This is a genomic window from Rhodobacter sp. NSM, assembly GCF_052244495.1.
In the GTDB taxonomy this organism is placed as follows: Bacteria; Pseudomonadota; Alphaproteobacteria; order Rhodobacterales; family Rhodobacteraceae; genus Cereibacter_A.
In genome coordinates this window covers 444,605-470,639 of the sequence record NZ_JBQPXH010000002.1, presented here as the reverse complement: position 1 = coordinate 470,639, position 26,035 = coordinate 444,605, and the positions used below count along the sequence as shown (strand labels likewise).

At 69.1% G+C, this 26,035-nt stretch carries 27 protein-coding genes; 21 read left to right on the top strand and 6 right to left on the bottom strand.

Features of this window, described 5'->3' with window-relative positions; all coding sequences use genetic code 11:
- Positions 1 to 81: 81 nt before the first annotated feature.
- The 7 genes from ACTVZP_RS06755 (at position 82) to ACTVZP_RS06725 (ending at position 6,725) form a co-directional block, all read left to right on the top strand.
- Positions 82 to 1,818, top strand: coding sequence for a type I secretion system permease/ATPase (locus ACTVZP_RS06755; RefSeq protein WP_443211364.1), 1,737 nt, complete (start codon positions 82 to 84; stop codon positions 1,816 to 1,818).
- Complete coding sequence (locus ACTVZP_RS06750; protein ID WP_443211363.1) at positions 1,815 to 3,116, top strand: HlyD family type I secretion periplasmic adaptor subunit; 1,302 nt, start codon at positions 1,815 to 1,817, stop codon at positions 3,114 to 3,116. Before ACTVZP_RS06755 ends, ACTVZP_RS06750 begins: the two co-directional genes overlap by 4 nt.
- Positions 3,117 to 3,275: 159 nt before the next feature.
- Positions 3,276 to 3,734, top strand: a complete 459-nt coding sequence (locus ACTVZP_RS06745) for a RidA family protein (RefSeq protein WP_443211362.1) — start codon at positions 3,276 to 3,278, stop codon at positions 3,732 to 3,734.
- On the top strand, positions 3,734 to 4,504 hold the full coding sequence (locus ACTVZP_RS06740) for a glycerophosphodiester phosphodiesterase family protein (protein WP_443211361.1): 771 nt from the start codon (positions 3,734 to 3,736) through the stop codon (positions 4,502 to 4,504). The genes ACTVZP_RS06745 and ACTVZP_RS06740 overlap by 1 nt, the downstream gene beginning before the upstream one ends.
- A gap of 142 nt (positions 4,505 to 4,646) precedes the next feature.
- Positions 4,647 to 5,825, top strand: coding sequence for a GNAT family N-acetyltransferase (locus ACTVZP_RS06735; RefSeq protein ID WP_443211360.1), 1,179 nt, complete (start codon positions 4,647 to 4,649; stop codon positions 5,823 to 5,825).
- Between the two features lie 11 nt (positions 5,826 to 5,836).
- Positions 5,837 to 6,454, top strand: a complete 618-nt coding sequence (locus ACTVZP_RS06730) for a glutathione S-transferase family protein (protein ID WP_443211359.1) — start codon at positions 5,837 to 5,839, stop codon at positions 6,452 to 6,454.
- A complete protein-coding gene (locus ACTVZP_RS06725) occupies positions 6,447 to 6,725 on the top strand; it encodes a 4a-hydroxytetrahydrobiopterin dehydratase (RefSeq protein ID WP_443211357.1) in 279 nt (92 codons plus the stop codon). The genes ACTVZP_RS06730 and ACTVZP_RS06725 overlap by 8 nt, the downstream gene beginning before the upstream one ends.
- Positions 6,726 to 6,771: 46 nt before the next feature.
- Here ACTVZP_RS06725 and ACTVZP_RS06720 read toward each other — a convergent pair whose 3' ends face one another.
- On the bottom strand, positions 6,772 to 7,260 hold the full coding sequence (locus ACTVZP_RS06720; RefSeq protein WP_443211356.1) for a peroxiredoxin: 489 nt from the start codon (positions 7,258 to 7,260) through the stop codon (positions 6,772 to 6,774).
- Positions 7,261 to 7,359: 99 nt separating this feature from the next.
- On the opposite strand from ACTVZP_RS06720, the gene ACTVZP_RS06715 reads away from it, so the two are divergent.
- The 8 genes from ACTVZP_RS06715 to ACTVZP_RS06680 all read left to right on the top strand — a co-directional run bounded on the left by ACTVZP_RS06715 (position 7,360) and on the right by ACTVZP_RS06680 (position 14,471).
- Complete coding sequence (locus tag ACTVZP_RS06715; protein WP_443211355.1) at positions 7,360 to 8,565, top strand: NAD(P)/FAD-dependent oxidoreductase; 1,206 nt, start codon at positions 7,360 to 7,362, stop codon at positions 8,563 to 8,565.
- Positions 8,562 to 9,113, top strand: a complete 552-nt coding sequence (locus ACTVZP_RS06710) for an RsmD family RNA methyltransferase (protein ID WP_443211354.1) — start codon at positions 8,562 to 8,564, stop codon at positions 9,111 to 9,113. The genes ACTVZP_RS06715 and ACTVZP_RS06710 overlap by 4 nt, the downstream gene beginning before the upstream one ends.
- Entirely contained in the window at positions 9,110 to 9,754 is a 645-nt protein-coding gene (locus tag ACTVZP_RS06705; protein ID WP_443211353.1) for an HAD-IA family hydrolase, read from the top strand. The genes ACTVZP_RS06710 and ACTVZP_RS06705 overlap by 4 nt, the downstream gene beginning before the upstream one ends.
- A 72-nt stretch (positions 9,755 to 9,826) precedes the next feature.
- Positions 9,827 to 10,906: a catalase family protein gene (locus ACTVZP_RS06700; RefSeq protein ID WP_443211352.1), complete on the top strand. Its 1,080-nt coding sequence runs from the start codon at positions 9,827 to 9,829 to the stop codon at positions 10,904 to 10,906.
- Positions 10,907 to 10,989: 83 nt separating this feature from the next.
- Entirely contained in the window at positions 10,990 to 11,889 is a 900-nt protein-coding gene (locus ACTVZP_RS06695; protein ID WP_443211351.1) for a metal ABC transporter substrate-binding protein, read from the top strand.
- Positions 11,886 to 12,779, top strand: coding sequence for a manganese/iron ABC transporter ATP-binding protein (locus ACTVZP_RS06690; protein WP_443211350.1), 894 nt, complete (start codon positions 11,886 to 11,888; stop codon positions 12,777 to 12,779). The genes ACTVZP_RS06695 and ACTVZP_RS06690 overlap by 4 nt, the downstream gene beginning before the upstream one ends.
- Complete coding sequence (locus ACTVZP_RS06685; protein ID WP_443211349.1) at positions 12,766 to 13,626, top strand: metal ABC transporter permease; 861 nt, start codon at positions 12,766 to 12,768, stop codon at positions 13,624 to 13,626. Before ACTVZP_RS06690 ends, ACTVZP_RS06685 begins: the two co-directional genes overlap by 14 nt.
- Positions 13,623 to 14,471 carry a metal ABC transporter permease gene (locus ACTVZP_RS06680; protein WP_443211348.1) on the top strand — a complete coding sequence of 283 codons (849 nt, stop codon included), beginning with the start codon at positions 13,623 to 13,625 and terminating at the stop codon, positions 14,469 to 14,471. Before ACTVZP_RS06685 ends, ACTVZP_RS06680 begins: the two co-directional genes overlap by 4 nt.
- On the opposite strand, the gene ACTVZP_RS06675 is transcribed toward ACTVZP_RS06680, so the two are convergent.
- Together ACTVZP_RS06675 and ACTVZP_RS06670 are read right to left on the bottom strand one after the other, a co-directional pair.
- Positions 14,446 to 15,054: a response regulator transcription factor gene (locus tag ACTVZP_RS06675; protein WP_443211347.1), complete on the bottom strand. Its 609-nt coding sequence runs from the start codon at positions 15,052 to 15,054 to the stop codon at positions 14,446 to 14,448. The two genes, ACTVZP_RS06680 and ACTVZP_RS06675, sit on opposite strands and share 26 nt — an antisense overlap.
- Positions 15,051 to 17,036, bottom strand: a complete 1,986-nt coding sequence (locus ACTVZP_RS06670; RefSeq protein WP_443211346.1) for a two-component system sensor histidine kinase NtrB — start codon at positions 17,034 to 17,036, stop codon at positions 15,051 to 15,053. The genes ACTVZP_RS06675 and ACTVZP_RS06670 overlap by 4 nt, the downstream gene beginning before the upstream one ends.
- A gap of 135 nt (positions 17,037 to 17,171) precedes the next feature.
- Between ACTVZP_RS06670 and ACTVZP_RS06665 the strand changes: the two genes are divergently transcribed.
- The 3 genes from ACTVZP_RS06665 (at position 17,172) to ACTVZP_RS06655 (ending at position 20,272) form a co-directional block, all read left to right on the top strand.
- Positions 17,172 to 18,176: a TRAP transporter substrate-binding protein gene (locus ACTVZP_RS06665; protein WP_443211345.1), complete on the top strand. Its 1,005-nt coding sequence runs from the start codon at positions 17,172 to 17,174 to the stop codon at positions 18,174 to 18,176.
- 85 nt (positions 18,177 to 18,261) lie between these two features.
- Entirely contained in the window at positions 18,262 to 18,945 is a 684-nt protein-coding gene (locus ACTVZP_RS06660) for a TRAP transporter small permease (RefSeq protein ID WP_443211343.1), read from the top strand.
- 1 nt (position 18,946) lies between these two features.
- Positions 18,947 to 20,272: a TRAP transporter large permease gene (locus ACTVZP_RS06655; RefSeq protein ID WP_443211342.1), complete on the top strand. Its 1,326-nt coding sequence runs from the start codon at positions 18,947 to 18,949 to the stop codon at positions 20,270 to 20,272.
- Between the two features lie 46 nt (positions 20,273 to 20,318).
- Here the strand turns inward: ACTVZP_RS06655 and ACTVZP_RS06650 are convergent, their stop codons facing one another.
- Both ACTVZP_RS06650 and ACTVZP_RS06645 read right to left on the bottom strand, forming a co-directional pair.
- The gene (locus ACTVZP_RS06650) at positions 20,319 to 20,939 is read right to left on the bottom strand and encodes an enoyl-CoA hydratase/isomerase family protein (RefSeq protein ID WP_443211341.1); all 621 of its coding nucleotides are present in this window, start codon (positions 20,937 to 20,939) and stop codon (positions 20,319 to 20,321) included.
- Entirely contained in the window at positions 20,936 to 21,688 is a 753-nt protein-coding gene (locus ACTVZP_RS06645; RefSeq protein ID WP_443211340.1) for an SDR family oxidoreductase, read from the bottom strand. Before ACTVZP_RS06645 ends, ACTVZP_RS06650 begins: the two co-directional genes overlap by 4 nt.
- Positions 21,689 to 21,814: 126 nt before the next feature.
- Here ACTVZP_RS06645 and ACTVZP_RS06640 point away from each other — a divergent pair, with 126 nt between their 5' ends.
- The 3 genes from ACTVZP_RS06640 (at position 21,815) to ACTVZP_RS06630 (ending at position 25,638) form a co-directional block, all read left to right on the top strand.
- Positions 21,815 to 23,341, top strand: coding sequence for a DUF2125 domain-containing protein (locus tag ACTVZP_RS06640; protein WP_443211338.1), 1,527 nt, complete (start codon positions 21,815 to 21,817; stop codon positions 23,339 to 23,341).
- 190 nt (positions 23,342 to 23,531) lie between these two features.
- Entirely contained in the window at positions 23,532 to 24,875 is a 1,344-nt protein-coding gene (locus ACTVZP_RS06635; protein ID WP_443211337.1) for a TldD/PmbA family protein, read from the top strand.
- On the top strand, positions 24,862 to 25,638 hold the full coding sequence (locus ACTVZP_RS06630) for a 3'(2'),5'-bisphosphate nucleotidase CysQ (protein WP_443211336.1): 777 nt from the start codon (positions 24,862 to 24,864) through the stop codon (positions 25,636 to 25,638). The genes ACTVZP_RS06635 and ACTVZP_RS06630 overlap by 14 nt, the downstream gene beginning before the upstream one ends.
- 3 nt (positions 25,639 to 25,641) lie before the next feature.
- Here the strand turns inward: ACTVZP_RS06630 and ACTVZP_RS06625 are convergent, their stop codons facing one another.
- Complete coding sequence (locus ACTVZP_RS06625; protein WP_443211335.1) at positions 25,642 to 25,839, bottom strand: hypothetical protein; 198 nt, start codon at positions 25,837 to 25,839, stop codon at positions 25,642 to 25,644.
- Positions 25,840 to 26,035 lie beyond the last annotated feature (196 nt).

Below are 26,035 nucleotides of genomic sequence, written 5' to 3'. Positions count from 1 at the left end.
GTGGATTCCTGCCGGTTTTGAGGCAGTCAACGAAATCGAAACGCGGCAGTGCGACATGATTGCCACGCCGGAAGGAACGCAATGAACGGGATCGACACTCGCAAGGGGCTGGAAGAACTGCGCGCGGCGCGGCGGCACTCGATGGGCGCCCTGATCGCCGTCTTCGTCTTCAGCATCTTCGTCAACCTCCTGATGCTGACGGGTCCGCTCTACATGCTGCAGGTCTATGACCGGGTGCTGGGCTCGCGGTCCGAGGAGACGCTTCTCGCTCTGTCGCTGCTGGTGACCTTCCTCTTCCTCGCCATGGGGCTGCTCGACCATGCCCGCGCCCGGGTGATGGCCCGCGTCGGCGCGAGCTTCCAGAGCAGGCTCGACCGCCGCGTCTTCGAGGCCTCGGTCCGCAGGCTCTCGCTCGCGCCCGGCGATCCCTCGGCGGTGGCGGCGCAGCGCGATCTCGAGGCGGTGCAGCGCCTCTGGGCCTCGCCTGTCCTGCTTGCGGTCTTCGACATTCCGTGGACGCCGCTCTTCATGGCCGCGATCTTCATCTTCCATCCGTGGATGGGCTGGCTCGCCATGGCAGGAGGGACGCTTCTCGTCATCGTCACCCTGCTGAACCAGCGCCTGTCCGAGGCACCGATGCAGCGTGCCAATTTCGCCTCGCTGCAGGCGGACCGCTTCGCCGAGAACCTGAAGTCCGAGGCCGAGGTCGTGCAGGCGCTCGGCATGGCGGGGAACGGGTTCGACCGCTGGCAGAAGGCCCGCGGCGCGGCACTCACCTCGAACATGTCGGCTACGGACCTCACCGGCGCCTTCGGCACCCTGACCAAGACGCTGCGCCTCTTCCTGCAGTCCGCCATGCTGGGCCTCGGCGCCTGGCTCGTCCTGCAGCAGGAACTGAGCGCGGGTGCGATGATCGCGGGCTCGATCCTGATGGGCCGCGCGCTGGCACCGATCGAAAGCGCGATCGGCCAGTGGGCGCTGGTGCAGCGGGCGTCGGAAGGCTGGCGCCGGCTGGGCGAACTGCTCGCCCGCCAGCCGGTGGAGCCTCCCCGCATCGCATTGCCACGCCCGCGCGCGCTGATAGAGGCGCAGAACCTGTCGGTGGTCCCGCCCGGAGAGATGGTGGCGGTCCTGCGCGGCGTCAGCTTCCGGCTCGAGCCGGGTCAGGCGCTCGGCGTGATCGGGCCCTCCGGTTCGGGAAAGTCCACCCTCGCCCGCGCATTGATAGGCGTCTGGCGCCCGGCTGCCGGGAAGGTGCGGCTCGACGGCGCGGCGCTCGACCAGTACGACCCCGACGTCCTCGGCGGCTACATCGGCTACCTGCCCCAGCGCGTGACCTTGTTCGAGGGCACCATTGCCGAGAACATCGCCCGGCTGCGCGGTGCACCGGACGGCGATGCGGTGGTGGCCGCCGCCCGCAAGGCTGCGGCGCATGACATGATCGTGGCCCTGCCCTCGGGCTACGACACCCGCGTCTCGGCCCTGGGCGGTCGGCTTTCGGGCGGGCAGATCCAGCGCATCGGTCTGGCGCGCGCCATGTACGGCAACCCGGTGTTTCTCGTCCTCGACGAGCCGAACTCCAACCTCGACAACGATGGCTCCCTTGCCCTGAATGCGGCGATCCGTTCGATGAAGGACGCGGGCGGCTCGGTCTTCATCATGGCCCACCGTCCCGCAGCCATCCAGGAATGTGACTTGCTGATGGTGATGGAGAACGGCATGCGGGCGGCCTTCGGCCCGCGCGATGCGGTCCTGCGCGACATGGTGAAGAACCACACCGAAATCGTGCGAAACGCCGGACCGGGAGGCGTGACATGAGCCAACCTTCGCCCTGGTCCAGTCGGACGCCGTTGCTGCTGGGCTTCGTCACTCTGGCGCTGCTCGTCGGCGGCTTCGGCACCTGGAGCGTGGTCTCCTCCATCGCCGGCGCCATCGTGGTCTCCGGCCAGATCGAAGTCGAGCAGAACCGCCAGATCGTCCAGCATCCCGACGGCGGCGTGGTCGAGAGCATCAAGGTGTCCGAGGGCGCGGTGGTGCAAGCCGGCGACATCCTCCTGCGCTTCGACGGCTCCACCCTGCGGACCGAACTCGCGATCGTCGAGGGACAGTTCTTCGAGATGCTGGCCCGCCGCGCCCGGCTCGAGGCTGAACGCGACGATGCCGAAAGCCTCGTCATGGCGCCGGAAATCCTGTCGGTCGCGCAGGGCCGCCCGGCGATCGCCGAGCAGATCGAGGGGCAGCAGCGCCTCTTCAGCGCGCGGCGCGAAAGCTTCGCGCAGCAGATCGACCAGCTCGGCAAGCGCAAGGCGCAGATCGTGAGCCAGATCGAGGGGGTGGACGCCCAGACCGCCGCGCTCGGGACGCAACTCCGCCTGATCGAGGAGGAACTGACCGATCAGCAGGGCCTTCTCGCCAAGGGTCTGGCGCAGGTGAGCCGTGTGCTCAGCCTCCAGCGCGAGGAGGCACGCCTTGAGGGCGAGCTCGGCGAACTCGCGGCCTCGCGCGCCAATGCCGAGGGGCGCATCACCGAGCTCGACATCGAGATCCTCAGGCTCGGGTCCACCCGTCGGGAAGAAGCGATCACGCAGCTCCGCGACTTCGGCTACCGCGAGCTGGAACTGGCGGAGCGGCGGAGTGCTCTGATCGAGCAGATCGCCCGCCTCGACCTGCGCGCGCCGGTTTCGGGGATCGTCCTTGGCCTGCAGGTCACGACTCCGCGCGCCGTTGTGCGCCCCGCCGATCCAGTGCTCTACCTCATCCCGCAGGACAGGCCGCTGGTGATCGCAGCCCAGGTGCCTCCCATCCACATCGACGAGGTGAAGGTCGGCCAGCCGGTCCGCCTCGTGTTTTCCGCCTTCTCCAGCCGCACGACGCCCGAGCTGGAGGGTCATGTCGCGGTGCTCTCGGCCGATGCCCTGACGGACAACCGCACGCAAGCCTCGTTCTACCGGGCGGAGATCATGCTGGACCCGGGCGAGGCGGCGAAGCTCCAGGACCGCAACCTGCTGCCCGGTATGCCGGTCGAGGCCTTCATCCGCACCGGCGAGCGATCGCCGCTGGCCTATCTGCTGAAGCCCTTCACCGACTACTTCAACCGCGCACTGCGCGAGACCTGAGGAACCGCCGCCGGGTCGAGCCGGCGGCGGCGACCTCGCGGCAGCCTGCGACGGGCGGCCCGGTCCGACCCGAAGCGGCAGGCGCGGACGAGGCCCGAGACTCGCTTGCTCCTTCCCACGGGCACGTCTAGCCTCCGGCGCGAACCACCGGAGTCTGCCATGACCATAGAAGCGCGCCTCGCCGAACTCGGCGTCACCCTGCCCGATGCGCCCGCCCCCGCGGCCAACTACGTGCCCTTCGTGGTGACGGGCAACCTCGTCCACGTTTCGGGCCAGATCAGCCAGACCTCCGAGGGCCTGATCACGGGCAAGCTCGGTGCAGGCATGGAAGTGGCGGCCGGGGCCGCGGCTGCGCGCGCCTGCGCGATCAGCCTGCTCGCGCAGCTGCGCCGGGCCTGCGACGGCGACCTCGAACGGCTCGTCCGCGTGGTCAAGCTCGTGGGCTTCGTCAATTCGACGGCCGATTTCACCGACCAGCCGAAGGTCGTCAACGGCGCGTCGGATTTCCTCGTCGAGGCGCTGGGAGAGGCCGGCCGCCACGCCCGCTCGGCGGTTTCGGCCGCGAGCCTGCCCTTCGGCGTCGCTGTCGAGATCGAGGCGATCTTCGAGATCCGCTGATGCGCGCGCCCCTGCCCGAGGCCTTCCTGCGCCGTCCCATCGCCCACCGCGCCCTGCACGACCGCGCCGCCGGACGGCCCGAGAACTCGCCCGCCGCGATCCGGGCGGCGGTGGAAGCAGGCTACGGGATCGAGATCGACCTCCAGCTTTCCGCCGATGGCGTGCCGATGGTCTTTCACGACGAGACCCTGGATCGGCTGACCGCCGAAACCGGTGCCGTCAGCGCCCGCACCGCGGCGGAGCTCGGCCGCATCCCGCTTCTCGGCGGGACCGACACCATCCCGACGCTCGCAGAGGTTCTAGGCCTCGTGGCGGGACAGGTGCCGCTTCTCGTCGAGATCAAGGACCAGGACGGCGCCCTCGGCCCCGCCGTCGGCGCTCTCGAGGCGGCAACCGCGGCCGCCCTCTCGTCCTATGGCGGACCCGTTGCGGTCATGTCCTTCAATCCGCATTCGATGGCCGAAATGTCCCGCCTCGCGCCCGACCTTCCGCGTGGCCTCGTGACCTCGAGCTACGATCCCGCAGACTGGCAACCCGTCCCGCCCGCCACCTGCGAGCGGCTGCGCGCCATTCCGGATTTCGATGCGGTGGAGGCCTCCTTCATTTCGCATGAGGCGACCGACCTCGACCGTGCCCGCGTGGCCGAACTGAAGGCGCGGGGCGCGGCGATCCTCTGCTGGACCATCCGCTCCCCCGAAGCCGAGGCGGAAGCCCGCAGGATTGCCGAGAACGTGACCTTCGAGGGCTACCGCGCAGCCCTGCCGGCTTGACCCGGACCGCCTCCGCTCCACCTGACAGGCGGTCCAGAGCCAGTGTCTTTCACTCTGCCCAAATATCCTCGGGGGGTGCGGGGGCCGACAGCCCCCGCGGAGGCAGGCCCCTCGCGCCACCGACTGCCGGATCAGCGCCCGCATGAACACTGCCGAGATCGAGATCACCGCCCTGTCCGGCCTGTCGGACATTCCCGCAGCCGAGTGGGACTCCGTCGCCTGCCCCGAAGCCGCTTCCGGCCGGCCGGTGGATCCGTTCACCACACATCGCTTCCTGTCCGCGCTCGAGCGTTCGGGCTCCGTCGGCGCCGGCACCGGCTGGCAGCCCCATCCGCTGGTCGCGCGCATGGATGGCCGGATCATCGCGGCGGCGCCGCTCTACGCCAAGCTGCACAGCCAGGGCGAGTACATCTTCGATCACAACTGGGCCCATGCCTATGAACGGGCGGGCGGGCGGTATTACCCGAAGCTTCAGATCGCGGTTCCCTTCACGCCCGCCACCGGCCGCCGCCTCCTCACCGCTCCGGGTCTCGAAGAGACCGGGCGCGCCGCCCTCGTGCAGGGGGCCGTCGAAATCGCGGGGCGGAACGGGATATCCTCGCTTCATGCCACCTTCTGCACCGCCGAGGAAGCCGCGGCGGGCGCGCGGATGGGCCTGCTCCACCGGGTCACGCAGCAGTTCCACTGGGTGAACGAGGGCTATGGCGACTTCGGCGACTTCCTGGGCCAGCTGTCCTCGCGCAAGCGCAAGGCCATCCGGAAGGAGCGCGAGACCGCACGCGCCTTCGGCGGGGTGATCCGCTGCCTCACAGGCGACGAGATCGAGCCGCGGCACTGGGACGCCTTCTGGACCTTCTACCAGGACACCGGCAGCCGGAAATGGGGGCGCCCCTACCTGACCCGCGGCGCCTTTGCCGAGTTCCACGAGACCATGCGCGACGACATCCTGCTGGTCCTCGCCGAGCGGAACGGAAGGGCAGTCGCGGGGGCGCTGAACTTCATCGGGCGCGACACGCTCTATGGCCGCTACTGGGGCTGCATCGAGGACCACGCCTGCCTGCATTTCGAACTCTGCTACCATCAGGCGATAGACTGGGCCATCGCCCATCGTCTCGCCCGGGTCGAGGCCGGAGCGCAGGGTGAGCACAAGCTGTCCCGCGGCTATCTGCCGGTGCCGATCCATTCGCTGCACTGGTTCGCCGATCCGGGGCTGGGCGACGCGGTCGGGCGCTATCTGGAGGCCGAGCGTCGTGCCACGGACGAGGAGATCGAGGTGCTGACCGCCTATGGCCCCTTCCGGCGGGGCGGCAGCGAAGAATGAGGGAGAAAGGCATGGACAAGCTCACGCTCTACACGAACCCGCGCTCACGCGGGCGCATCGCGCGCTGGATGCTCGAGGAGATCGGCCAGCCCTACGAGACGGTGGTGCTGGACTACGGCGGGCCGATGCACAGCGCGGACTACCTGGCCCTGAACCCGATGGGCAAGGTTCCGACCGTCACCCACGGCCCGCGCGTGGTGACCGAATGCGCGGCCATCTGTGCCTATCTTGCCGACGCCTTTCCCGAGGCAGGGCTCGTGCCGGCGAACCGCGCCGCCTACTACCGCTGGCTCTTCTTCTGCGCGGGACCGCTCGAGGCGGCCGTGATCGACCGCGCGCTCGGCCTGCAGATCCCGCCCGAGCGCAGCGTGATGGTCGGCTACGGCGACTTCGACCGCACCATTGCCACGCTCGAGAAGGCAGTCTCGGACGCCCCCTTCATCGCGGGCGACAGCTTCAGCGCCGCCGACGTGCAGGTGGGCTCGCAGATCGGATGGGGGCTGCAGTTCGGCACGATCCCCGACCGGCCCGCCTTCCGCGCCTACTGGGACAGGCTGAAGGACCGCCCCGCTCTGCTGCGCGCCACGGCCATCGACGAGGCCCCCGTGACGGAGGCGGCGGATGGCTGAGACACCCGACCTCGCCCCCCTCCTCGCCGCGGGATGGAGTCACGACGCCGGGCGCGGCGCGATCTCCAAGAGCTTCCGCTTCGCCAGTTTCGTCGAGGCCTTTGGCTTCATGACGCGCGTGGCGCTCTGGGCCGAGAAGTGGAACCACCATCCCGACTGGAGCAATTCCTACGACACCGTCGAGGTGAGCCTCACGAGCCATGACGCGGAGGGCCTGACCGTGCGTGACGTGAAGCTCGCGCAGAAGATGGACGCGCTCGCCGGGGGCTGAGGCCGCCGGGCGGATGCCGCGGAGCTGCGCGCTCCGCGGCGGGCGTTCAGATCGCGGAGAGCAGCGCCTCGCCACCCGAGGTCTCGCAGACGCCGGGGCTTTCCTCGAGATGGATCACCGTGACCACGCCGTCCTTCGCGTGCAGCGCATAGCGCTTCGACCGGCCGATCAGCCCCACCGGCGGCGCATCGAACGAGAGGCCGATCTCCTTGGTGAAGGCCCCGTCCGCGTCCGACAGCATGGTGATGCCGGCGCCCGATGCGCCCGTTGCCTCGCCCCAGGCCTTCATCACGAACGGGTCGTTGACCGAGATGCAGATGATCTCGTCCACGCCCTTGTCGGCGAACTGGTCCTTCGTGCGGATGAACGAAGGAACGTGGGCGGAATGGCAGGTCGGCGTGAAGGCGCCCGGCACGGCGAAGATCACGACGCTCCGGCCGGCCAGCCGCTCCGACAGCCGGACCTGCTCGGGCCCTTCGCTGCCGATCCGCACCAGAGTCGCTTCGGGCAGCCGGTCGCCTGTTGAAATTGCCATCTCTTGTCCCCATCGCGTTGCGTTTCCGATGCCGCGAGTTATAGGGTCGCGCCGGACGCCCGGCCAGTCGATTTGTCGCAGGGCGAAGGAGTGCAGGTCATGTCGGACATCGTGGTGATCGGAGCGGGACAGGCGGGGGCGGCCCTCGTGGCGAAGCTCAGGGCGCTGAAGTTCGAGGGCAGCGTGACGCTGCTCGGCGAGGAGCCGAGCCCGCCCTACCAGCGCCCGCCGCTGTCCAAGGCCTACCTGCTCGGCACGATGGAGGAGGAGCGGCTCTGGCTCCGCAACCGCGCCTTCTACGCCGAGGCCGGGATCGAGCTCAGGCTCGGCGCGCGCGTGACCTCCATCGACCGCGAGGCGCGCACCGTGACCGCAGGCGGCGAGGTTCTGCCCTACGGGCAGCTTGCGCTGACGACCGGCTCGGTCGCGCGGCGCCTGCCGGAGGCGGCGGGCGGCGGGCTCGAGGGCGTCTTCACCGTGCGGACGCTTGCCGATGTGGACGCGATGCGGCCGGAGTTCCGGCCGGGGCGGCGGCTGGTGGTGATCGGCGGCGGCTATGTCGGGCTGGAGGCCGCGGCGGTGGGCGCGAAGCTGGGCCTTGCGGTGACGGTGGTCGAGATGGCGCCTCGGATCCTGCAGCGGGTCGCGGCGGCCGAGACCGCCGACTGGTTCCGCACGCTTCATGCATCGAACGGCGTGCGCATCCTCGAGGGTGTCGCGCTCGACAGGCTGCTGGGCGAGACGCGGGTGACGGGGGCGCGGCTTGCCGACGGAACCGAGCTGCCGGCCGATTTCGTGATCGCAGGCGTGGGGATCCGGCCGGCGACCGAGCTTGCAGAGGCGGCCGGCCTTGCGATCGACAACGGCATCGCGGTCGATTCGCTGGGACGCAGTTCGGATCCCGCCATCTGGTCGGCGGGCGACTGCGCCTCCTTCCCGTGGAAGGGCGGCCGGCTGCGGCTCGAGTCGGTGCAGAACGCCATCGACCAGGCAGAGACGGTGGCGGCGAACATGCTCGGCGCCGGCACACCCTACGTGCCCGCGCCGTGGTTCTGGTCCGACCAGTTCGACACGAAGCTTCAGATCGCCGGCCTCAACCTCGGCTACGACCGGGTGGTGACGCGCGGGCCCGAGGGCGCGTCGGTCTCGTTCTGGTACTACCGCGGCGCGGAGCTTCTGGCCGTCGATGCGGTGAACGACCCGCGCGCCTACATGGCGGGCAAGCGCCTGATCGAGGCCGGACGCAGCCCCGCGCCCGAGCAGGTCGCCGATCCTGCGGTCGCGCTCAAGTCGCTCATCGCATGAGGATCATCGGCGGGCGCAGCCGCGGCCTGAAGCTTGCGGAGGTCGGAGCCGGGGACGCGGCGGCGCATCTGCGCCCGACCTCGGACCGGGTGCGCGAGGCGATCTTCAACCTCCTCGTCAACGGCGGCTACGGCAATCCGGTGGCAGGGGCCGAGGTGCTCGACCTGTTTGCCGGGACCGGTGCGCTGGGGCTCGAGGCCCTCTCGCGCGGGGCCGCGCGCGCCACCTTCGTCGAGAACGGCGGCGCGGCACTCGCGCTGCTGAAGCGCAACGTCGGCCTGATGCGGGCCGAGGGCACCACGGCAATCGAGCGGCGCGACGCCACTCGCCTCGCGCCTGCCGGCGCCCCCGCCACGCTCTGCTTCCTCGACCCGCCCTACGGCAAGGGCATGGGCGAGATGGCGCTCGCCGCCCATGCCGGCCGGCTTGCCCCCCGTGCCCTCGTCGTCTGGGAGGAGAACCTCGCCCCGGTTCCGCCCGAGGGCTTCACGCAACTCGACCAGCGCCGCTACGGCGACACGCTGGTCACGATACTGGAGGCGCCATGATCGGGGCCATAATCTTCGACTGCGACGGCGTTCTGGTGGACAGCGAGCCCGCTTCCTTCGACCTTCTGGGAGAAGATCTCGCCCGCCATGGCCTGACCCTCGGACATGACGAGCTTGCCGCGCATTTCCTCGGCGGCACGATCCCCGGCGCGGCCGTGAAGGCGCGCAGGCTCGGGGCCGATCTGCCGGAAACATGGGTCGAGGATTTCTACGAGCGTCTCTACGCGCGCCTTGCCGAGGGCACGCCGCTGATCCCGCATGTCGAGGGAGTCATCGCCGCGCTCGACCGGGCGGGCATCCCCTATGCGGTGGGATCGAATGGATCGGACCGCAAGATGCAGGTCACCCTTGGCCAGCACCCCGAATTGTTGGCGAAGCTGAACGGGAGGCTCTTCTCCGGTCAGGCCCTCGGCGCGCCGAAGCCGGCCCCGGACCTCTACCTTCATGCCGCACGCGCTCTGGGGATCGAGCCCGGACGGTGCGCGGTCATCGAGGACAGCGCGACAGGTGCCCGCGCCGCGCAGGCGGCCGGCATGTGCTGCTTCGGCTACGCCCCGGCCGGCGGTGCCGCCGCGCTGGAGGCCGAAGGCGCGCGTGTCTTTACCGACATGCGCGAACTGCCGGCGCTGCTCGGCCTCTGACGGAACGGATCCGCAGTCGTCCGGAACCGCCATCGCTCCCGCCTGTTGCCTCTGGACAGGCAAGGAGGCCGCATGCGCAACCCGATCCGCTATTCGCCCGAGATCGAGCATCCCGAGGAAGAGGAGGAGCAGACCACCCGCCTCCTGTGCCGGGCGCTGACCGAGATCCTCGACACGACTTCGGGAAACTACGGCCATGCCGTGCGAGCGGTCCATGCCAAGAGCCACGGGCTGATCGAGGCCAGCTTCGAGATCCTGCCGGACCTGCCTTTCGAACTGGCCCAGGGCCTCTTCGCGCAGCCGGGCAGCCACCCGGCGCTGATCCGGATCTCGACCAATCCGGGCGACCTGCTTCCCGACAGTGTTTCGGTGCCGCGCGGCCTCGCGCTGAAGATCCTGGAGGTCGAGGGCGAGCGGCTGCCCGGCGCCGAAGGGCGCACGCAGGACTTCGTGATGGCCAACGCTCCGGCCTTCGCCGCGCCCGATGCCGCGAGCTTCCTGAGAAGCCTCAACCGGCTTGCCCGGACGACGGATCAGGCGACCTGGGCCAAGGTCGCGCTGTCGGCCGTGCTGCGGGGCGCCGAGAAGGCGCTTGAGTCGGTCGGCGGCGAAAGCGCCCTCCTGAAGACGATGGGCGGGGCGCCAAACGTCCACCCTCTCGGCGAGACCTACTTCAGCCAGACCGCCTTCCGTCACGGCGGGTTCGTGGCCAAGTATCAGCTGGTGCCGGTCTCGGGCAGCCTCGTCCGCCACAGGGGCGAGGAGATCCCGGTTGCCGGCGCGCAGGACGCGCTGCGTGAACGGGTGGCGCATGACATGACCGAGGGAGGGGTGTGGGAGTTCCGCGCCCAACTCTGCCGCGACCTCGAGACGATGCCGGTCGAGGATCCGAGCGTGGTCTGGAGCGAGGACGAGAGCCCCTTCGTCACGGTCGCCCGCCTGACCGCTCCGCCCCAGCCGGGCTGGAGCGAGGCGCGGGCGCAGGCGGTCGACGATCAAAGGCGCTTCTCGGTCTGGACCGGACTTGCTGCCCACCGGCCCCTTGGCGCAATTAACCGGGTCCGGCGCGAGACCTACAAGCTGTCGGCCGATTATCGCGCCGCCTTCAACCGCTGTCCGGTGCAGGAACCGGAGAAGGTCTCGCTCCCCTGACCTGTCACGTTCTTGCGAACCACTCGCAGATGCGTCTTGATTTTTTGCGAATGCCTCGCATTATCACTTGTGGAGGTGACGCGATGACCCTGCGAAGGATCGGATTGGCGGCTTTTGTTCTGGCGCTCGCGCTCGGCGGGCCGGCCACGGCCCGCGAGGGGCGGATGAAGGTGGCAACGACCTTCACGGTAATTGCCGACATGGCCCAGAACGTGGCGGGCGATGCGGCCGAGGTGGTGTCGATCACCCGTCCCGGCGCCGAAATCCACGGCTACGAGCCGACGCCGCGCGACATCGTGCGGGCGTGGGACGCGGACCTGATCCTCTGGAACGGGCTCAACCTCGAGCTCTGGTTCCGGCAGTTCCTGTCGAACCTCGAGGGCGTTCCCTCGGTGACGGTCAGCGACGGGATCGACCCCATTGCGGTGGCAGGCGGCGAATACGAGGGCCGGCCCAACCCCCACGCCTGGATGGGTCTCGACAACGCGATGGTCTATATCGACAACATCGCGTCCGCCCTGGCCGAGCAGGATCCGGCCAACGCGGACATTTACCGGGCCAATGCCGAAGCCTACAAGCAGAGGCTGCGCGCAACCATCGGGCCCCTGCGCGACCGGATCGCGGCCCTGCCCGAGAACCGGCGCTGGCTCGTGACCTGCGAGGGGGCCTTTTCCTATCTCGCGCGCGACTTCGGGCTGAAGGAGCTCTATCTCTGGCCGATGAACACCGATCAGGTGGGCACGCCGCAACAGGTGCGCGCGGTGATCGACGGAGTGAAGAAGCACGAGATCCCGGCCGTCTTCTGCGAGAGCACGGTGAACAATGCCCCGGCCCGGCAGGTCGCGCGCGAGACGGGCGCCGAATACGGCGGCATGCTCTACGTGGACAGCCTCAGCCCGCGCGACGGGCCGGTGCCATCCTATCTCGACCTGCTGCGCGTGACGGCCGAGACCATCGCCAACGGACTGGAGACCGGAGAATGAGAGGGCACGGAGACCCGGCCGGGGTGCAGGCGGGCGAGGGCATCCTCGTCCGCGACGTGACGGTGACCTACCGCAACGGGCACACCGCCCTTCGCCATGCGAGCTTTTCGCTGCCGCGCGGCACGGTGGCCGCGCTGGTCGGCGTCAACGGGGCGGGCAAGTCCACGCTCTTCAAGGCGATCATGGGCCTCGTGCCGGTGGGCTCGGGCGAGATCCGGCTGCTCGGCCGAACGGTGCCCGAGGCGCTCCGGCAGAACCTCGTGGCCTACGTCCCGCAATCCGAGGAGGTGGACTGGACCTTCCCGGTGCTCGTCGAGGACGTGGTGATGATGGGCCGCTACGGCCACATGGGCTTCCTGCGCCGCCCGAAGGCCGCCGACCGCGCGGCCGTGGCCGAGGCGCTGGCCCGCGTCGGCATGGAGGGGCTGCGCCACCGCCAGATCGGCGAGCTGTCGGGCGGGCAGAGGAAGCGCGTGTTCCTTGCCCGGGCGCTGGCGCAGGAGGGGCAGGTGATCCTGCTCGACGAGCCCTTCACCGGCGTCGATGTCCAGACCGAGGGCGAGATCGTGGCCCTCCTCCGCGAGCTGCGCGCCGAAGGCCGGGTCATGCTGGTTTCGACCCACAATCTCGGCTCGGTCCCCGAGTTCTGCGACCGGACGGTGCTCGTCAAGGAAACGGTGCTGGCCCACGGCCCGACGGAGACCACCTTCACCCATGCCAATCTCGAGGCGGCCTTCGGCGGCGTGCTCCGGCGCTTCACCCTGTCGGGCACGCTCCTTCACGACGACGACGACCCGCGCGAAGTCAGCATCCTCACCGACGACGAGCGGCCCTTCGTGCAGTATGGCGGCCGCACCCACCGGCAGGAGGCCGAGGATGAGCGCGGCTGAACTCTGGGAGCCGTTCCTCTACGGCTACATGACCAACGCGATGTGGGTCTCGGCGCTGGTGGGGGCGGTCTGTGCCTTCCTGTCCTGCTTCCTGATGCTGAAGGGCTGGTCGCTCATCGGCGATGCGCTCTCGCATTCCGTGGTGCCGGGCGTCGCGGGCGCCTATATGCTGGGCCTGCCCTTCGCGCTCGGCGCCTTCCTTGCGGGCGGGCTTGCCGCCGGGGCGATGCTGTTCCTGTCGGACCGCAGCGGGCTCAAGACCGACGTGGTGATCGGGCTGATCTTCACCTCGTTCTTCGGGCTCGGCCTCTTCATGATCTCGGTCGATCCGATGGCGATCTCGATCCAGACCATCATCATGGGCAACATCCTCGCCATCTCGCCCTTCGACACGGCGCAGCTCGTGCTGATTGGCGTCGTCTCGCTTGTCATCCTGCTGGCGAAATGGAAGGACCTGATGGTGACCTTCTTCGACGAAACCCATGCCCGCTCCATCGGGATCCGCACGGGGGCGATGAAGCTTCTGTTCTTCACGCTGCTCTCGGCCTCCATCGTGGCGGCGATGCAGACGGTGGGGGCCTTCCTCGTGATCGCGATGGTTGTGACGCCCGGCGCCACGGCTTACCTGCTCTGCGACCGCTTCCCGCGCCTTCTTATGCTGGCTGTCGGTATCGGGGCGGCAACGGGCTTTTTCGGGGCCTACATCTCCTACTTCCTCGACGGGGCGACGGGGGCGGTGATCGTGACGCTGCAGACGGCGCTTTTCCTTCTGGCCTTCACCTTCGCGCCCAAGCACGGGATGCTGGCTGCCCGCCGCCGCGCGGCGAGGGCGCTGGAGCAACCATGATCGAGACGCTCCTCTTCCCCTTCCAGTTTCCCTTCATGCAGAACGCCTTCCTTGTCTGCCTGCTGGTGGCGGTGCCGACGGCGCTTCTCTCCTGCCTCCTTGTCCTCAAGGGCTGGGCGCTGATGGGCGACGCGATCAGCCACGCCATCCTGCCGGGCGTGGTGCTGGCCTATATCGCGGGCGTGCCGCTGCTGGTCGGCGCCTTCGGCGCGGGCATGGCCTGCGCGCTCGCCACGGGGTTCCTCGCGGGCAACAGCCGGGTCAAGCAGGACACGGTGATGGGCGTGGTCTTTGCCGGCATGTTCGGGCTGGGGCTGCTGCTCTACACCTCGATCGAGACCGACGTGCATCTCGACCACATCCTCTTCGGCAACATGCTGGGCGTGGGGCCCGAGGATCTGCTGGTCTCGGGCGCGATCTCGGTGGGCGTGACGGGCGCGCTCTTGCTGACGTGGAAGGACCTGCTCCTCCACGCCTTCGATCCGGCGCAGGCGCGGGCCTCGGGCCTCCGGGTGGGGCTGCTGCACTACGGCGTTCTGACCCTGCTGGCGCTGACCATCGTGGCCACGCTGACGGCGACGGGCCTCATCCTCGCCGTGGGCCTGCTGATCGCGCCGGGGGCCATCGCCTTCCTGACGGTGCGGCGCTTCGGGCCGATGCTGATCGTTGCGGTGGCCGTCTGCCTCTCGGCGATGCTGGCCGGGACCTATGCGAGCTTCTTCCTCGACAGCGCCCCCGCCCCCACCATCATCCTGATCCTGAGCGGGATCTTCGCCCTCACCTTCCTCAGCCGCCTGCGGCGCAACCGCCGCGCGGCGCTCAGCGCGGCAGCCCCGCCTCGCTGAGGAGCGCGGCGAGTTCCACCGCGTTGCGCGCCCCCATCTTCGCGATGAGGCGCGAGCGGTGAAGTTCGACCGTGCGCATGGCGATGCCGAGCGTGTCCGCGATCTGCTTGTTGAGCCGCCCCTGCAGCATCAGCCGCAGCACCTCTTCCTCGCGCGAGGAGAGCGTGGCGAGGCGGCGCGCGACGTCCTCGCGCGCGCCGCTGTGGGCCAGCTGCGCTTCATGCGCCTCGATGGCGGCCAGCACCAGATCGACGAGGGCATTGTCGTTGAAGGGCTTCTCGACGAAATCGAAGGCACCGGCCTTCAGCGCGCGCACCGCCACCGGCACGTCGGCATGGCCGGTCAGGAAGATGACGGGCGCGGTGCATCCGGCCGCCCGCAGGCTGTCGAACGTGTCGGGCCCCGACAGCGCACCCATCCGCACGTCGAGCATGATGCAGGCGCAGTCGGGCAGCGGCAGCGCCTCGAGGAAGGCCTCGCCCGAGGGCCAGCCGCGGACGTCGAGCCCACGTGAGGCGAAGAGGAACGAGAGCGCGTCGCGGATTGCCTCGTCATCGTCGATGATATGGACGCATCCCGTCATTCGGCGGCCACTCCTTCTTCGGCGGCGGCGGGCAGCGCCACCCGGAACACGGTTCCCCCGCCCTCGCGCGGTCGGTGGGTCAGGCGGCCGCGGTGCATCTCGACGATGGTGCGGCAGATGTTCAACCCGATGCCCATACCCTCGGCCTTGGTCGAGGTGAAGGCGTCGAATAGGCGGTCCGCCACCTCGGGCGCGATTCCGGGGCCGCGGTCGGCCACCTCGATCACGGCCCCTCCCGGCTCGGCGCGCAGGCTCACGGTCAGACCGTCGGACTCACCGCTTTCGCCCATTGCCTCGATCCCGTTGCGAATGAGGTTGATCAGCAGTTGCTCGACGAGGATCCGGTCGGCGAGGACGCCCGGAACGGGCGCGAGATCGGTGGCGATCCGCACCCCCCGCGCCCGTGCATCCGCCGCAAGGAATCCCACCGTCTCGCGCACGACCGCCGACAGATCCAACTCGCTGAAGCGCGGCTCGCGCTTTCGGACCAGATCCTGAATGCGGCGGATGATCTGTCCGGCCCGATCCGCCTGATGCGAAAGCTTGCCCAGCGCCGACGACAGCAGCGCGGGATCCGCCCGCCCCTGCTGGAGGAGGTTCGTGGCCCCGGCCGCATAGCTCGCGATGGCGGCGAGCGGCTGGTTCAGCTCGTGTGCGAGCGTCGAGGCCATCTCGCCCAGCGTCACCAGACGCCCCGTCCGCGCGAGGCTCTCCTCCTGTTCGCGGGCGAGACGGGCGGCACGGCGGGCCTCTGTGATGTCGATGATGGACCCCATCCAGCCGCGGTGCATGCCTTTCGCGTCGATCAGCGGCGCCTCGTAGACCTGCACGTCGATCTCGGTGCCGTCACTGCGGCGGAACCGGGTCTCGAAGCTCTGCGAGGCCGCACCGCCCTCGGAAAGGGTGCGCTGGCGCCGGAGCGTTTCCTCTAGCCGGTCCGGCGCCCAGTAGGGCATCGGCTGGTCGCGCCCGACGAGGTCCGCCGCGGACCAGCCGACGAGCTTGCAGAAGGCAGAGTTGGCGTAGAGGATACGCCCTGCATGATCCTTGGCGCGCAGGCCGACGGTCAGGCTCTCCTCCATCGAGCGGCGGAAGGCCATTTCCTCGTTCAGGCGCAGTTCGGCCTCTCGCCGGCGCTTGCCGTTGCGATAGAGCGCAAGCAGCGCGAGGATCGCGAAGGCGGCCAGCCCCGCAATGGCCGCCGGCAGCAGTGCCCGGGCGAAAGGCGCGGCGCCCTCGTAGGACGAGATGCGCAGCACGGCGCCCGGGATGGGAGGGTCGAAGCTGATCGAATGGGTGGGGCCGCCCTCCCCCGGCGTCCCGCGCGAGCGGCTGGCGCGGACGGTGCCGCTGCCATCCAGCAGCCACACGGCATATTGCTCGGCGATCCACCAGGGGATGTGCCGCTCGAGCATCAGCGGCAGCGAGGCGGTCGCGGTGATCACCCCCTCGGACCCCTGCGGCCGCAGGCCCATCGTGATGGTCTGCCCGTCCATGAGCGCATAGACCGGGCGCGCACGCACGCCGGTGCGCCGGAGTTGCCCGGCCAGTTCCTCGTCGGCCGCGGTGTCGGCAGGGCCGGGAACTGCCCGGCGGATGCTGCCTTCCGCATCGTGCCAGACGATGGAGAGGATCTCGGGATTGGCCGCGATATGCGCCCGCGCCCGCGCCTCGAGCACCGCGGGTGGCGTGCCGCCCGCCTCGTCGAGTGCCAGGCGGGCCAGCATGTCCTCGTCCACCGAAAGCTGGAAGCGCAGCGTCTGCTCGACCCAGAGCGCATCGGTCGCGAGCTTGGTGCGGATCTGCTCGGTCTCGCTGCGGCCCGCGATCCAGACCGAGGCCGCGACCAGCGCCACGAGCGCCACGATGGCGACCAGCGGCATCAGCGAGAGCAGGTCGACACGGCCGCGCGCCGACGGCGGCTCGAGGGCCCAGGGCTCGCCCGGACGCGTGCCCGTCTGCCGGTCGGTCCGCTCTGCCACCTTTCCTCCCCCGGGCTCCGCCGCGACAAGCTGTCCCCGTAGCCTCCCCTTGCGGAAACCCACAATAGCGGCAGGGCGTCACGGCTGGCAAGGAAGGCAGGACCGCCGGGAGGGCGGAACAGAGGAGGATAATCCATGATGACCCGTCGCAGCCTTGCCGCGCTGGCAGGGGCCGCCGCCGTGGCGCTCGCCGCCGCCGTGCCGGCCCTCGCCCAGCCCATCGTGATCAAGTTCAGCCACGTCGTTGCCCCCGACACGCCGAAGGGCAAGGGCGCCGCGAAGTTCGAGGAACTGGCCGAGCAATACACCGATGGCGCGGTCGACGTCGAAATCTATCCCAACAGCCAGCTTTACAAGGACAAGGAAGAGCTCGAGGCGCTGCAGCTCGGCGCCGTGCAGATGCTTGCGCCCTCGCTGGCCAAGTTCGGCCCCCTTGGCGTGCAGGATTTCGAGGTCTTCGACCTGCCCTACATCTTCAAGGGCTACGATGCGCTGCACACCGTGACCAACGGCGAAGTGGGCAAGATGCTGTTCTCGAAGCTCGAGGACAAGGGCATCAAGGGCCTCGCCTACTGGGACAACGGCTTCAAGATCATGTCGGCCAACAGCCCCATCAACACGCCTGACGATTTCCTGGGCCTGAAGATGCGCATCCAGTCCTCGAAGGTGCTCGAGGCCGAGATGAACGCGCTGGGTGCCGTGCCGCAGGTCATGGCCTTCTCCGAGGTCTATCAGGCGCTGCAGACCGGGGTCGTGGACGGCACCGAGAACCCGCCCTCGAACATGTATACCCAGAAGATGCACGAGGTGCAGAGCCACGCCACGGTGTCGAACCACGGCTACCTCGGATATGCGGTCATCGTGAACAAGCAGTTCTGGGACGGCCTGCCCGAGGACGTGCGCGCGGGGCTCGAGAAGGCGCTGGCCGAGGCGACCGACTATGCGAACTCGATCGCCAAGGACGAGAACGACAAGGCGCTTCAGGCGATGAAGGACGCGGGCACGACGGAGTTCCACGAGCTGACCGCCGAGGAACTCGCCGCCTGGGAAGAGGCGCTCGCCCCGGTCCACGAGGAGATGGCCAGCCGCATCGGCACCGAGACCATCGAGGCCGTGAAGGCCGCGACCGCCACGAACTGAGACTTCCGTCATCGCGGGCAGCCGACAACGTCGGCTGCCCGCGATCTGCCATTTCCGAAACATCCTAGCCTCAGGAGGGGCCGCCATGATGCGCCTTCTCGACCGGCTGGAAGAGACGCTCATCGCCACGCTCATCGCGGCGGCGACGGCGCTCATCTTCGCCTCGGTCGTCCACCGCTACTCGCTGGGCATTCTGGCTGATGGCGTGGCCTTCTTCCGCGGCCACGACATGCCCGAGCTCTCGGCCATGATGCGCAGCGCCTATTTCGGGCTGCGCGAGGTCAACCTGGTCTGGGCTCAGGAGCTCTGCATCATCCTTTTCGTCTGGATGGCCAAGTTCGGCGCAGCCTACGGCGTGCGGACCGGCATCCACGTCGGCATCGACGTGCTGATCAACAAGCTCGACTCGCGCAGGCGCGGGTTCTTCATCCTCTTCGGCCTCCTCGCCGGCGCGCTCTTCACCGGGATCATCGCCACGCTGGGCGGGAATTTCGTCTGGCACATGTCGCAGACGAGCGCGATCTCTCCCGATCTCGAGCTGCCGATGTGGCTCGTCTATCTCGCGATCCCGCTCGGCTCGGCGTTGATGTGCTTCCGCTTCCTGCAGGTGGCGGTGATCTTCTGGCGCACGGGCGAGCTGCCGCACCACGACCACGGGCGTGTCGAGGGCGTGGACACCGAGGACGAGGGCATCGACGTGCTGGGCAGCACCTTCCTCAAGTCGCCGCTGACACCCCGCGACCTTGTCGAGAAGCCGAAGGACGAGTGAGATGAACGCAACCCTCATCTTCGGCGGGCTCATCGCCCTGATGCTGACCGGCATGCCGATCTCGATCGCGCTCGGCCTGACGGTGCTGACCTTCCTCTTCACCATGACGGCGGTGCCGATCGACACCGTGGCGCTGAAGCTGTTCACCGGGATCGAGAAGTTCGAGATCATGGCGATCCCCTTCTTCATCCTCGCCGGCAACTTCCTCACCCACGGAGGCGTGGCGAAGCGGATGATCAACTTCGCGACCGCCATGGTCGGGCACTGGCACGGCGGCCTCGGCCTCGGCGGCGTCTTTGCCTGCGCGCTCTTCGCGGCGGTCTCGGGATCGTCGCCCGCCACGGTGGTCGCCATCGGCTCGGTCATCCTGCCGGCCATGGTCGCACAGGGCTTCCCCACGCGCTTCGGCGCGGGGGTCATCACGACCTCGGGCGCGCTCGGTATCCTGATTCCGCCGTCCATCGTCATGGTGATGTATTGCGTGGCGACCTCGGGTATGCTGGTCGAGGGGCCGAACGGCGAGATCGTCGATGCCGCCTCGGTGGGCGAGATGTTCATCGCGGGCGTCATCCCCGGCGCGATGCTGGCGGCCTTCCTCGCGGCCACGACCTGGTACCGGGCGCGCAAGAACAACTATCCCCGGCTGCCGAAGGCCAGCTGGCGCGAGCGCTGGGACGCGCTCCGCAAGGCGCTCTGGGGGCTGCTGCTGATCTTCATCGTGATCGGGGGCATCTACAGCGGCACCTTCACGCCCACCGAGGCCGCCGCGATGAGCGCGGTCTATGCGTTCATCATCGCGGTCTTCGTCTACAAGGACATGGGGCTTCGGGACGTGCCGCGCGTGCTGCTGGCCTCGGCCAACATGTCGGCGATGCTGCTCTACATCATCACCAATGCGGTGCTGTTCAGCTTCCTGCTCACGCACGAGAACATCCCGCAGGCGCTCGGCCAGTGGATGGTCGATTCGGGCCTGACCTGGTGGATGTTCCTGATCGCGGTGAACATCATCCTGCTGGCGGCGGGCAACTTCATGGAGCCCTCGTCGATCGTGCTGATCATGGCGCCGATCCTGTTCCCGGTGGCCGTGAAGCTCGGGATCGACCCGGTGCACTTCGGGATCATGATCATCGTCAACATGGAGGTCGGCATGTGCCACCCGCCGGTGGGCCTGAACCTCTACGTCGCCTCGGGCATCACGAAGATGGGCATCACCGAACTGACCATCGCGGTCTGGCCCTGGCTGCTCACGATGCTGGTCTTCCTGCTGCTCGTGACCTACGTGCCGCAGATCTCGCTCTTCCTGCCGCAACTGCTGGGCATGCACTGACGACAAGACGGGGCCGCCGGTGGCGGCCCCTGCCATCGGGACCGGATCAGGCCTCCTCGATCATGGCCTTGATCGCCTGGACATGGCCATCCTTCGCCGCCAGCGCATCCGCCGCGAGCAGCGAGGCCTCGGCCAGAAGCTGCTCCGCCTCCACGATCCGGTCGACGAGACCCCAGGCGAGCGCCTCTTCCGCGGTCGCCCGCACGCCCGCCATCAGGATCATCCTGGCCCGCGCCGGACCGGTCAGCTGCTTCAGCCGCCGCACGTCCGACGGCTGGGGCCGGAAGCCGAGCTTCATCACCGGATAGAAGAACTTCGCGCCCGGCACCGCGACCCGCAGGTCGCAGGCGAGCGCCATGCCCATCGCGCCGCCCGCAAGCGTGCCGTTCAACGCGGCGATCGTCAGGCAGGGCAAGGCCGCCACCGAGGCCGAGAGCCGCTCCCACACCGGATCGGTGGCGAGCCCCGCCCGCGCCTCGTCGAGATCGGCCCCCGCCGAGAAGACCTTGCCGGCGCCGGTCAGAACCAGCGCCCGCACCCCGTCGGAGGCGGCCGAGTCTACCGCCGCCTCGATCTCGAGCAGCATGGCCCGCGTCAGCGAGTTTGCCTTGTCCGTCCGGTCGAGCGTGAGCGTCCGCAGGCCGCCGTCGTCAGTCACATGGATCATGCGTGCAGGCCCACCGCCCGGCGGATCGCCTCGTCGCGGAGCGAGATCTCCTGTCCGAGCCACTTGTCGGCGCCGCTTCCGCACATCCACAGCAGCGCCCGCGCCGGCCAGTCGGCCGGAATGTGGGCCGAGGGATCGAGCCGGCTCACCGGATTGACCCCGCTCTCGCGGATCTTGTCCTGCATCTCGGTCGCGACCGTTCCCGGCGAGAGACCCATGATGCGGATCCGGTTCACCGCTTCCTCGAGATGGGCGCAGCGGGTCAGCATCGCGGCGCCCGACTTGGAGCTGCAATAGGCGCTCCATCCCTCGAGCGCGTTCTGCGCCGCGCCGGAGCTGACGGTGATGATCGTGCCGCCCTTGCCGCGCATGTGGGGCACCGCCGCGCGCATCCCGTGGAAGACGCCCTTGAGGTTGATGTCGATCGCCTGCGCCCAGGCCGCCGGATCGGCGTCCGCAAGACGCGCGATCGGCTCGATCACGCCTGCATTGTTGATCAGCACGTCGATCCGGCCGGCGGTCGCGACGATCTTCTCCACTGCTGCCGAGGTGGCCTGCCAGTCGGCGATGTCGCAGGGGACCGCGAAGGCCTCGTGTCCGACTTCGGCCGCCAGCGCCTCGATCTCGGCGCTGCTCCGCGCGAGAAGCGCGACCCGCGCCCCCGCCGCCGCGAAGACGCGCACCGCGGCCGCACCGATACCACGGCTTGCCCCGGTGATCGCCACTACCCTGCCCTGCAGATTCGCCATCTCACCGCTCCTTCACGTGGCCTTCTGACAAACGTGTTAGCCGATCCTTGCATTCGACGGAAAGGCTTGACCCTTCAGGACCTGCGGAAGATTGTGTGCCATCGTTCGCGTAAGGGAAGGCAAAAGATGTATTTCAGGTCATTGGCAGGCAGCACCGCGCTCGTGGCGATGGTTGCCGCGGGCACGGCTTCGGCCGATGTGACGCCCGAGCAGGTGTGGCAGGGCTGGCAGGAGCTCGGCGCGACCTACGGCCAGACACTGACCGCCGCGAACCAGAGCCGCGTGGGCGATACGCTCAGGCTCGAGGACGTGCGGATGCACTTCGCGCAGGAGGGCACGGTGATCGAGGGGACGATCCCCGAGGTGAGCCTGACCCAGCGCGGCGACGGCACGGTCGAGATCACCATGTCGCCCGAAATCCCGATGGAAATGACCGTTCCGAACGAGCCCGAGGCCGGCAACCCGACGCCGGATCCGACGAAGCTCGCACTCGCCCTGCGCCAGCCGGGCATGGTCATGATCGCGGGCGGCGGCGACGCCCGCTCGACGCTGGCCTTCGATGCGCCGTCCACGACGATCGCCGTCACCGAGGTCGACGGCGTCTCGGCCCGCGAGATGGATCTTCGGGCCGAGGTCGAACTCAGCGATGTCGCGGGCAGCTACATCGCCGAGGGCACCGAGACGCGGTCGATCTCCAACGATTTCACGGCCGCGGTGGCCGAGATGACCTTCGCGATGACCGACCCCGAGCAGGGGGGGCGGGTGAACCTCCGTGCCAGCGCGACCGATCTCAAGGGCACTTCGAGCGGCACCATGGTGGGCCCGCTCGCAATGACCGACCTCGCCACGGCGCTGAAGGGCGGTGCCACGTCAAAGGGCTCGTTCACCTACGGGCCGGCGACGATGGAGTTCGATTTCGCCGACGCGACCGACAAGGCCAAGGGATCCGCCAGCGCGGCCGGCGGCACGCTCGACGTGGCGATGAGCGGTGACAGCCTGTCCTACGGCGGTGACACGAAGAACGTGAACGTGACGCTGAGCGGCACCCAGATCCCCTTCCCGCAGTTCAACATGAGCTATGCCGAGGCCGCGTTCCGGCTGCTCACGCCGCTCGTGAAATCCGAAGAGGCTCAGGATTTCCGCCTTCTGACGAAACTCGTCGACCTCAAGATCTCGGACGAGATCTGGGCCATGTTCGACCCGCAGGCGAAGCTTCCGCGCGATCCGGCGACGCTGGTGGTCGACGCCAGCGGCAAGGCGCGGCTCGACGTCGATCTTCTCGACCCGAAGGCGGTGGAGACGCTCGGGGACAAGGCGCCGGGCCAGCTCGAGGCGCTGGATCTGGATCAACTGAAGCTCACCATTGCCGGGGCCGAACTGACGGGCGGCGGCGGGCTCACCTTCGACAATAGCGACACGACCACCTTCGGTGGGGTTCCCGCGCCGACGGGCCAGATCGACCTCGCGCTCGTGGGTGGCAACGGGCTGATCGACAAGCTGGTGAGCATGGGACTGATCCCGCAGGAGCAGGCGATGGCCGCCCGCATGATGCTCGGCATGTTCGCGCGTCCCGGTCAGGGCGAGGACACGCTGACGTCGACGCTGGAGTTCAAGGACAAGGGCTTCTACGCCAACGGCCAGCGGCTTCAGTAACCTTCACAGAAGTGATGCCGCACGCTCTGCGGTGGCGCGGCATCACCGGCACCTGTGACATCCCGGGACCGTCGCACCGCTCCTCGCTTGCCCCCCGGCTGGCGCCCCCACGACCCTGCGTCCGCCCTTACCGCGCTTGTCATGGCCGCCCTGCCCCATTACCTCGGGTCTGAACCAGAGGAGCTTGCCGATGACAGAACCGCTCGACCGCCTGACCGACCGGCTGCTCCGGGCCGCGAGGCATGCAGGGGCCGAGGAGGCCGATGCGATCGCCGTCCGCGGCACCTCCCTCTCCATCGATATCCGCGAGCGTGCGCTCGAACAGGCCGAGCGCGCCGAGAGCGTCGAGGTCGGCCTCCGTGTGCTGATCGGCGGCCGGCAGGCCTGCGTCTCGGCCTCCGACGTCTCCGAGGCCACGCTGGACGCGATGGCGGAACGCGCGGTCGCGATGGCGCGCGAGGCGCCTGTCGACCCCAACGTGGGCCTCGCCGATCCCTCGCAGATCGCGCAGGCTTGGGACATCGCGGCGCTGGAACTGTCGGATCCCTCGGACGAGCCCGCGCCGTCTGCGCTGGAAGAGGATGCCCGCGCCGCCGAAGCCGCCGCGCTCGAGTCCGAGGCGATCTTTCAGGTCGAGGCGAGCGGCGCCTGGTCGCGGCGCGAGATGCATCTGGCGGCGACCAACGGCTTCTCCGGAGGTTACGGACGCAGCTCGCGCTCGATCTCGGCGGTCGCCTTCACGGGCTCGGGCACGCAGATGGAGAGGGACTGGGCGGCGGAGACCCGGATCTTCGCGGCAGACCTGCCCGCCGCGTCAGACGTCGGCCGTCTTGCGGCCGAGCGGGCGCTGGCGCGCGTCGGGTCGCGCAAGCCGCCTACGGGGCGCTTCCCCGTGCTCTACGACGAGCGGGTTGCCGCGTCGCTGATGAGCCACCTGCTCTCGGCCGTAAACGGGGCCACCATCGCCCGTGGCGGCTCCTGGTTGCGCGAGGCGCTGGGGCAGCCGGTGCTGCCGGAGCATTTGTCCTACATCGAGGATCCGCTGCGGCCGCGGACGGGGTCGTCGCGTCCCTTTGACGGCGAGGGGCTGCCGACCCGGCGACGCGCCATCGTCGAAAACGGAATCCTGACCGGCTGGACGCTCGATCTCGCCACGGCGCGCAAGCTGAAGATGGACAGCACGGCCAATGCCGCGCGCTCGACCTCGCAACCGCCGTCGCCATCGGTTTCCAACACCGAACTCACGCCGGGAACGGTCTCGCGCGCCGATCTGGTGGCGCAGATGGGCACGGGACTTCTCGTGACCTCGCTGATGGGGTCTTCGATCAACGGCAACACCGGCGACTATTCCCGCGGCGCCGCCGGCTTCTGGGTCGAGGGCGGCGAGATCTCCTATCCGGTCAATGAGTGCACCATCGCCGGCAACCTGCGCGAGATGCTGCGCAGTCTTGTTCCGGCCAATGATGCACGGCCTCATCTGTCGAACCGCGTGCCGAGCCTGCTCGTCGAGGGCCTCACGATTGCCGGCGCATGACCTTGCGCTTCTCAGCGAGGCGGCGCGTGCGGCGGGCCCGGTCGCTCTCCGCTACTGGAAGAACGCGCCCCGCGCCTGGGAAAAGGACGCTGGCGCAGGCCCGGTGACCGAGGCCGACCTTGCGGTGAACGACCTTCTGGAGAAGCGGCTGCGCGGCGCCCGGCCCGATTACGGCTGGCTGTCGGAAGAGAGTGCCGACACGGCCGCGCGCCAGCAGGCGGAGCGCGTCTTCATCGTCGATCCGATCGACGGGACGCGGGCCTTCATGGCGGGCGAGGACACCTTCGCCCATTCGCTGGCTGTCGCCGAACGAGGTCGGATCACCGCCGCCGCAGTCTACCTGCCCGCGCTGGACCGGCTCTATACCGCCAGCATCACCGCGCCCGCGATGCGCGACGGGCAGGAAATCCGGGCCAGCAGCCGGCCCGACAGCCAGGGCGCCACGCTGCTCGCCACGCGGCACATGATGGGTCAGGACTACTGGCCGGGCGGCGTTCCCGACGTGAAGCGCAGCTTTCGGGCGTCGCTGGCGTTCCGGCTGTGCCTGGTGGCAGAGGGTCGCCACGACGGGATGCTGACGCTGCGCGAAGCCTGGGAGTGGGACATCGCGGCTGGGAGCCTGATCGCCGAGCGCGCGGGGGCGCTCGTGACCGACCGTTTCAACCGCCCCCTCAGCTTCAACGAGCCGCAACCGCAGGCCGCGGGGGTGATTGCCGCCGCGCCGGGGCTGCATGCCGAACTCATGGAGCGACTGAGCGCCTGAGGCCTACCTGTTGGTGCGGCCGCGCTGCTGGGGGTCCAGCCCGCCCCAGGGGTTGGTGTCGTTCATCACGTCGCCCTCGAAGGTGTTCTCGCCCTCCATGGGCTCTTCGCCCCTGCGCAGTCCGGCAGAACGGCCGATGCCCGGATCGCCCCTCAGGTCGGCGTCGAAGGGCTGCTTCGTCTTCGGATGCTTGCTGGACATGGACACGTCTCCTCTGGGTCGTGGCCATGAAACCGGCAAGGCCGAAGCCTGTTCCCGCCTTCCGTCCGCAGCGCGCCGCGCGTTCCGGCATGCGGAAGTCCCGCTGTCGCCACGGCCCTCCGCTTGATGGCCGGCGGCGGGATGCCTCGCGGCATTCGCATTTTGCGGAACTTCGCCTCCGTCTGCCGGTTCCGCC

Excerpts from the sequence above, each read along its gene's own strand:
- ACTVZP_RS06625 (WP_443211335.1), bottom strand. The coding sequence starts at position 25,839 with ATGTCCAGCAAGCATCCGAAGACGAAGCAGCCCTTCGACGCCGACCTG.
- ACTVZP_RS06740 (WP_443211361.1), top strand. The coding sequence starts at position 3,734 with ATGCGCGCGCCCCTGCCCGAGGCCTTCCTGCGCCGTCCCATCGCCCAC.
- ACTVZP_RS06710 (WP_443211354.1), top strand. The coding sequence starts at position 8,562 with ATGAGGATCATCGGCGGGCGCAGCCGCGGCCTGAAGCTTGCGGAGGTC.
- ACTVZP_RS06645 (WP_443211340.1), bottom strand. The coding sequence starts at position 21,688 with ATGGCGAATCTGCAGGGCAGGGTAGTGGCGATCACCGGGGCAAGCCGT.
- ACTVZP_RS06725 (WP_443211357.1), top strand. The coding sequence starts at position 6,447 with ATGGCTGAGACACCCGACCTCGCCCCCCTCCTCGCCGCGGGATGGAGT.
- ACTVZP_RS06750 (WP_443211363.1), top strand. The coding sequence starts at position 1,815 with ATGAGCCAACCTTCGCCCTGGTCCAGTCGGACGCCGTTGCTGCTGGGC.
- ACTVZP_RS06715 (WP_443211355.1), top strand. The coding sequence starts at position 7,360 with ATGTCGGACATCGTGGTGATCGGAGCGGGACAGGCGGGGGCGGCCCTC.
- ACTVZP_RS06675 (WP_443211347.1), bottom strand. The coding sequence starts at position 15,054 with ATGACGGGATGCGTCCATATCATCGACGATGACGAGGCAATCCGCGAC.
- ACTVZP_RS06680 (WP_443211348.1), top strand. The coding sequence starts at position 13,623 with ATGATCGAGACGCTCCTCTTCCCCTTCCAGTTTCCCTTCATGCAGAAC.
- ACTVZP_RS06735 (WP_443211360.1), top strand. The coding sequence starts at position 4,647 with ATGAACACTGCCGAGATCGAGATCACCGCCCTGTCCGGCCTGTCGGAC.
- ACTVZP_RS06635 (WP_443211337.1), top strand. The coding sequence starts at position 23,532 with ATGACAGAACCGCTCGACCGCCTGACCGACCGGCTGCTCCGGGCCGCG.
- ACTVZP_RS06690 (WP_443211350.1), top strand. The coding sequence starts at position 11,886 with ATGAGAGGGCACGGAGACCCGGCCGGGGTGCAGGCGGGCGAGGGCATC.
- ACTVZP_RS06695 (WP_443211351.1), top strand. The coding sequence starts at position 10,990 with ATGACCCTGCGAAGGATCGGATTGGCGGCTTTTGTTCTGGCGCTCGCG.
- ACTVZP_RS06755 (WP_443211364.1), top strand. The coding sequence starts at position 82 with ATGAACGGGATCGACACTCGCAAGGGGCTGGAAGAACTGCGCGCGGCG.
- ACTVZP_RS06685 (WP_443211349.1), top strand. The coding sequence starts at position 12,766 with ATGAGCGCGGCTGAACTCTGGGAGCCGTTCCTCTACGGCTACATGACC.
- ACTVZP_RS06665 (WP_443211345.1), top strand. The coding sequence starts at position 17,172 with ATGATGACCCGTCGCAGCCTTGCCGCGCTGGCAGGGGCCGCCGCCGTG.
- ACTVZP_RS06745 (WP_443211362.1), top strand. The coding sequence starts at position 3,276 with ATGACCATAGAAGCGCGCCTCGCCGAACTCGGCGTCACCCTGCCCGAT.
- ACTVZP_RS06700 (WP_443211352.1), top strand. The coding sequence starts at position 9,827 with ATGCGCAACCCGATCCGCTATTCGCCCGAGATCGAGCATCCCGAGGAA.
- ACTVZP_RS06650 (WP_443211341.1), bottom strand. The coding sequence starts at position 20,939 with ATGATCCATGTGACTGACGACGGCGGCCTGCGGACGCTCACGCTCGAC.
- ACTVZP_RS06720 (WP_443211356.1), bottom strand. The coding sequence starts at position 7,260 with ATGGCAATTTCAACAGGCGACCGGCTGCCCGAAGCGACTCTGGTGCGG.
- ACTVZP_RS06660 (WP_443211343.1), top strand. The coding sequence starts at position 18,262 with ATGATGCGCCTTCTCGACCGGCTGGAAGAGACGCTCATCGCCACGCTC.
- ACTVZP_RS06640 (WP_443211338.1), top strand. The coding sequence starts at position 21,815 with ATGTATTTCAGGTCATTGGCAGGCAGCACCGCGCTCGTGGCGATGGTT.
- ACTVZP_RS06655 (WP_443211342.1), top strand. The coding sequence starts at position 18,947 with ATGAACGCAACCCTCATCTTCGGCGGGCTCATCGCCCTGATGCTGACC.
- ACTVZP_RS06730 (WP_443211359.1), top strand. The coding sequence starts at position 5,837 with ATGGACAAGCTCACGCTCTACACGAACCCGCGCTCACGCGGGCGCATC.
- ACTVZP_RS06705 (WP_443211353.1), top strand. The coding sequence starts at position 9,110 with ATGATCGGGGCCATAATCTTCGACTGCGACGGCGTTCTGGTGGACAGC.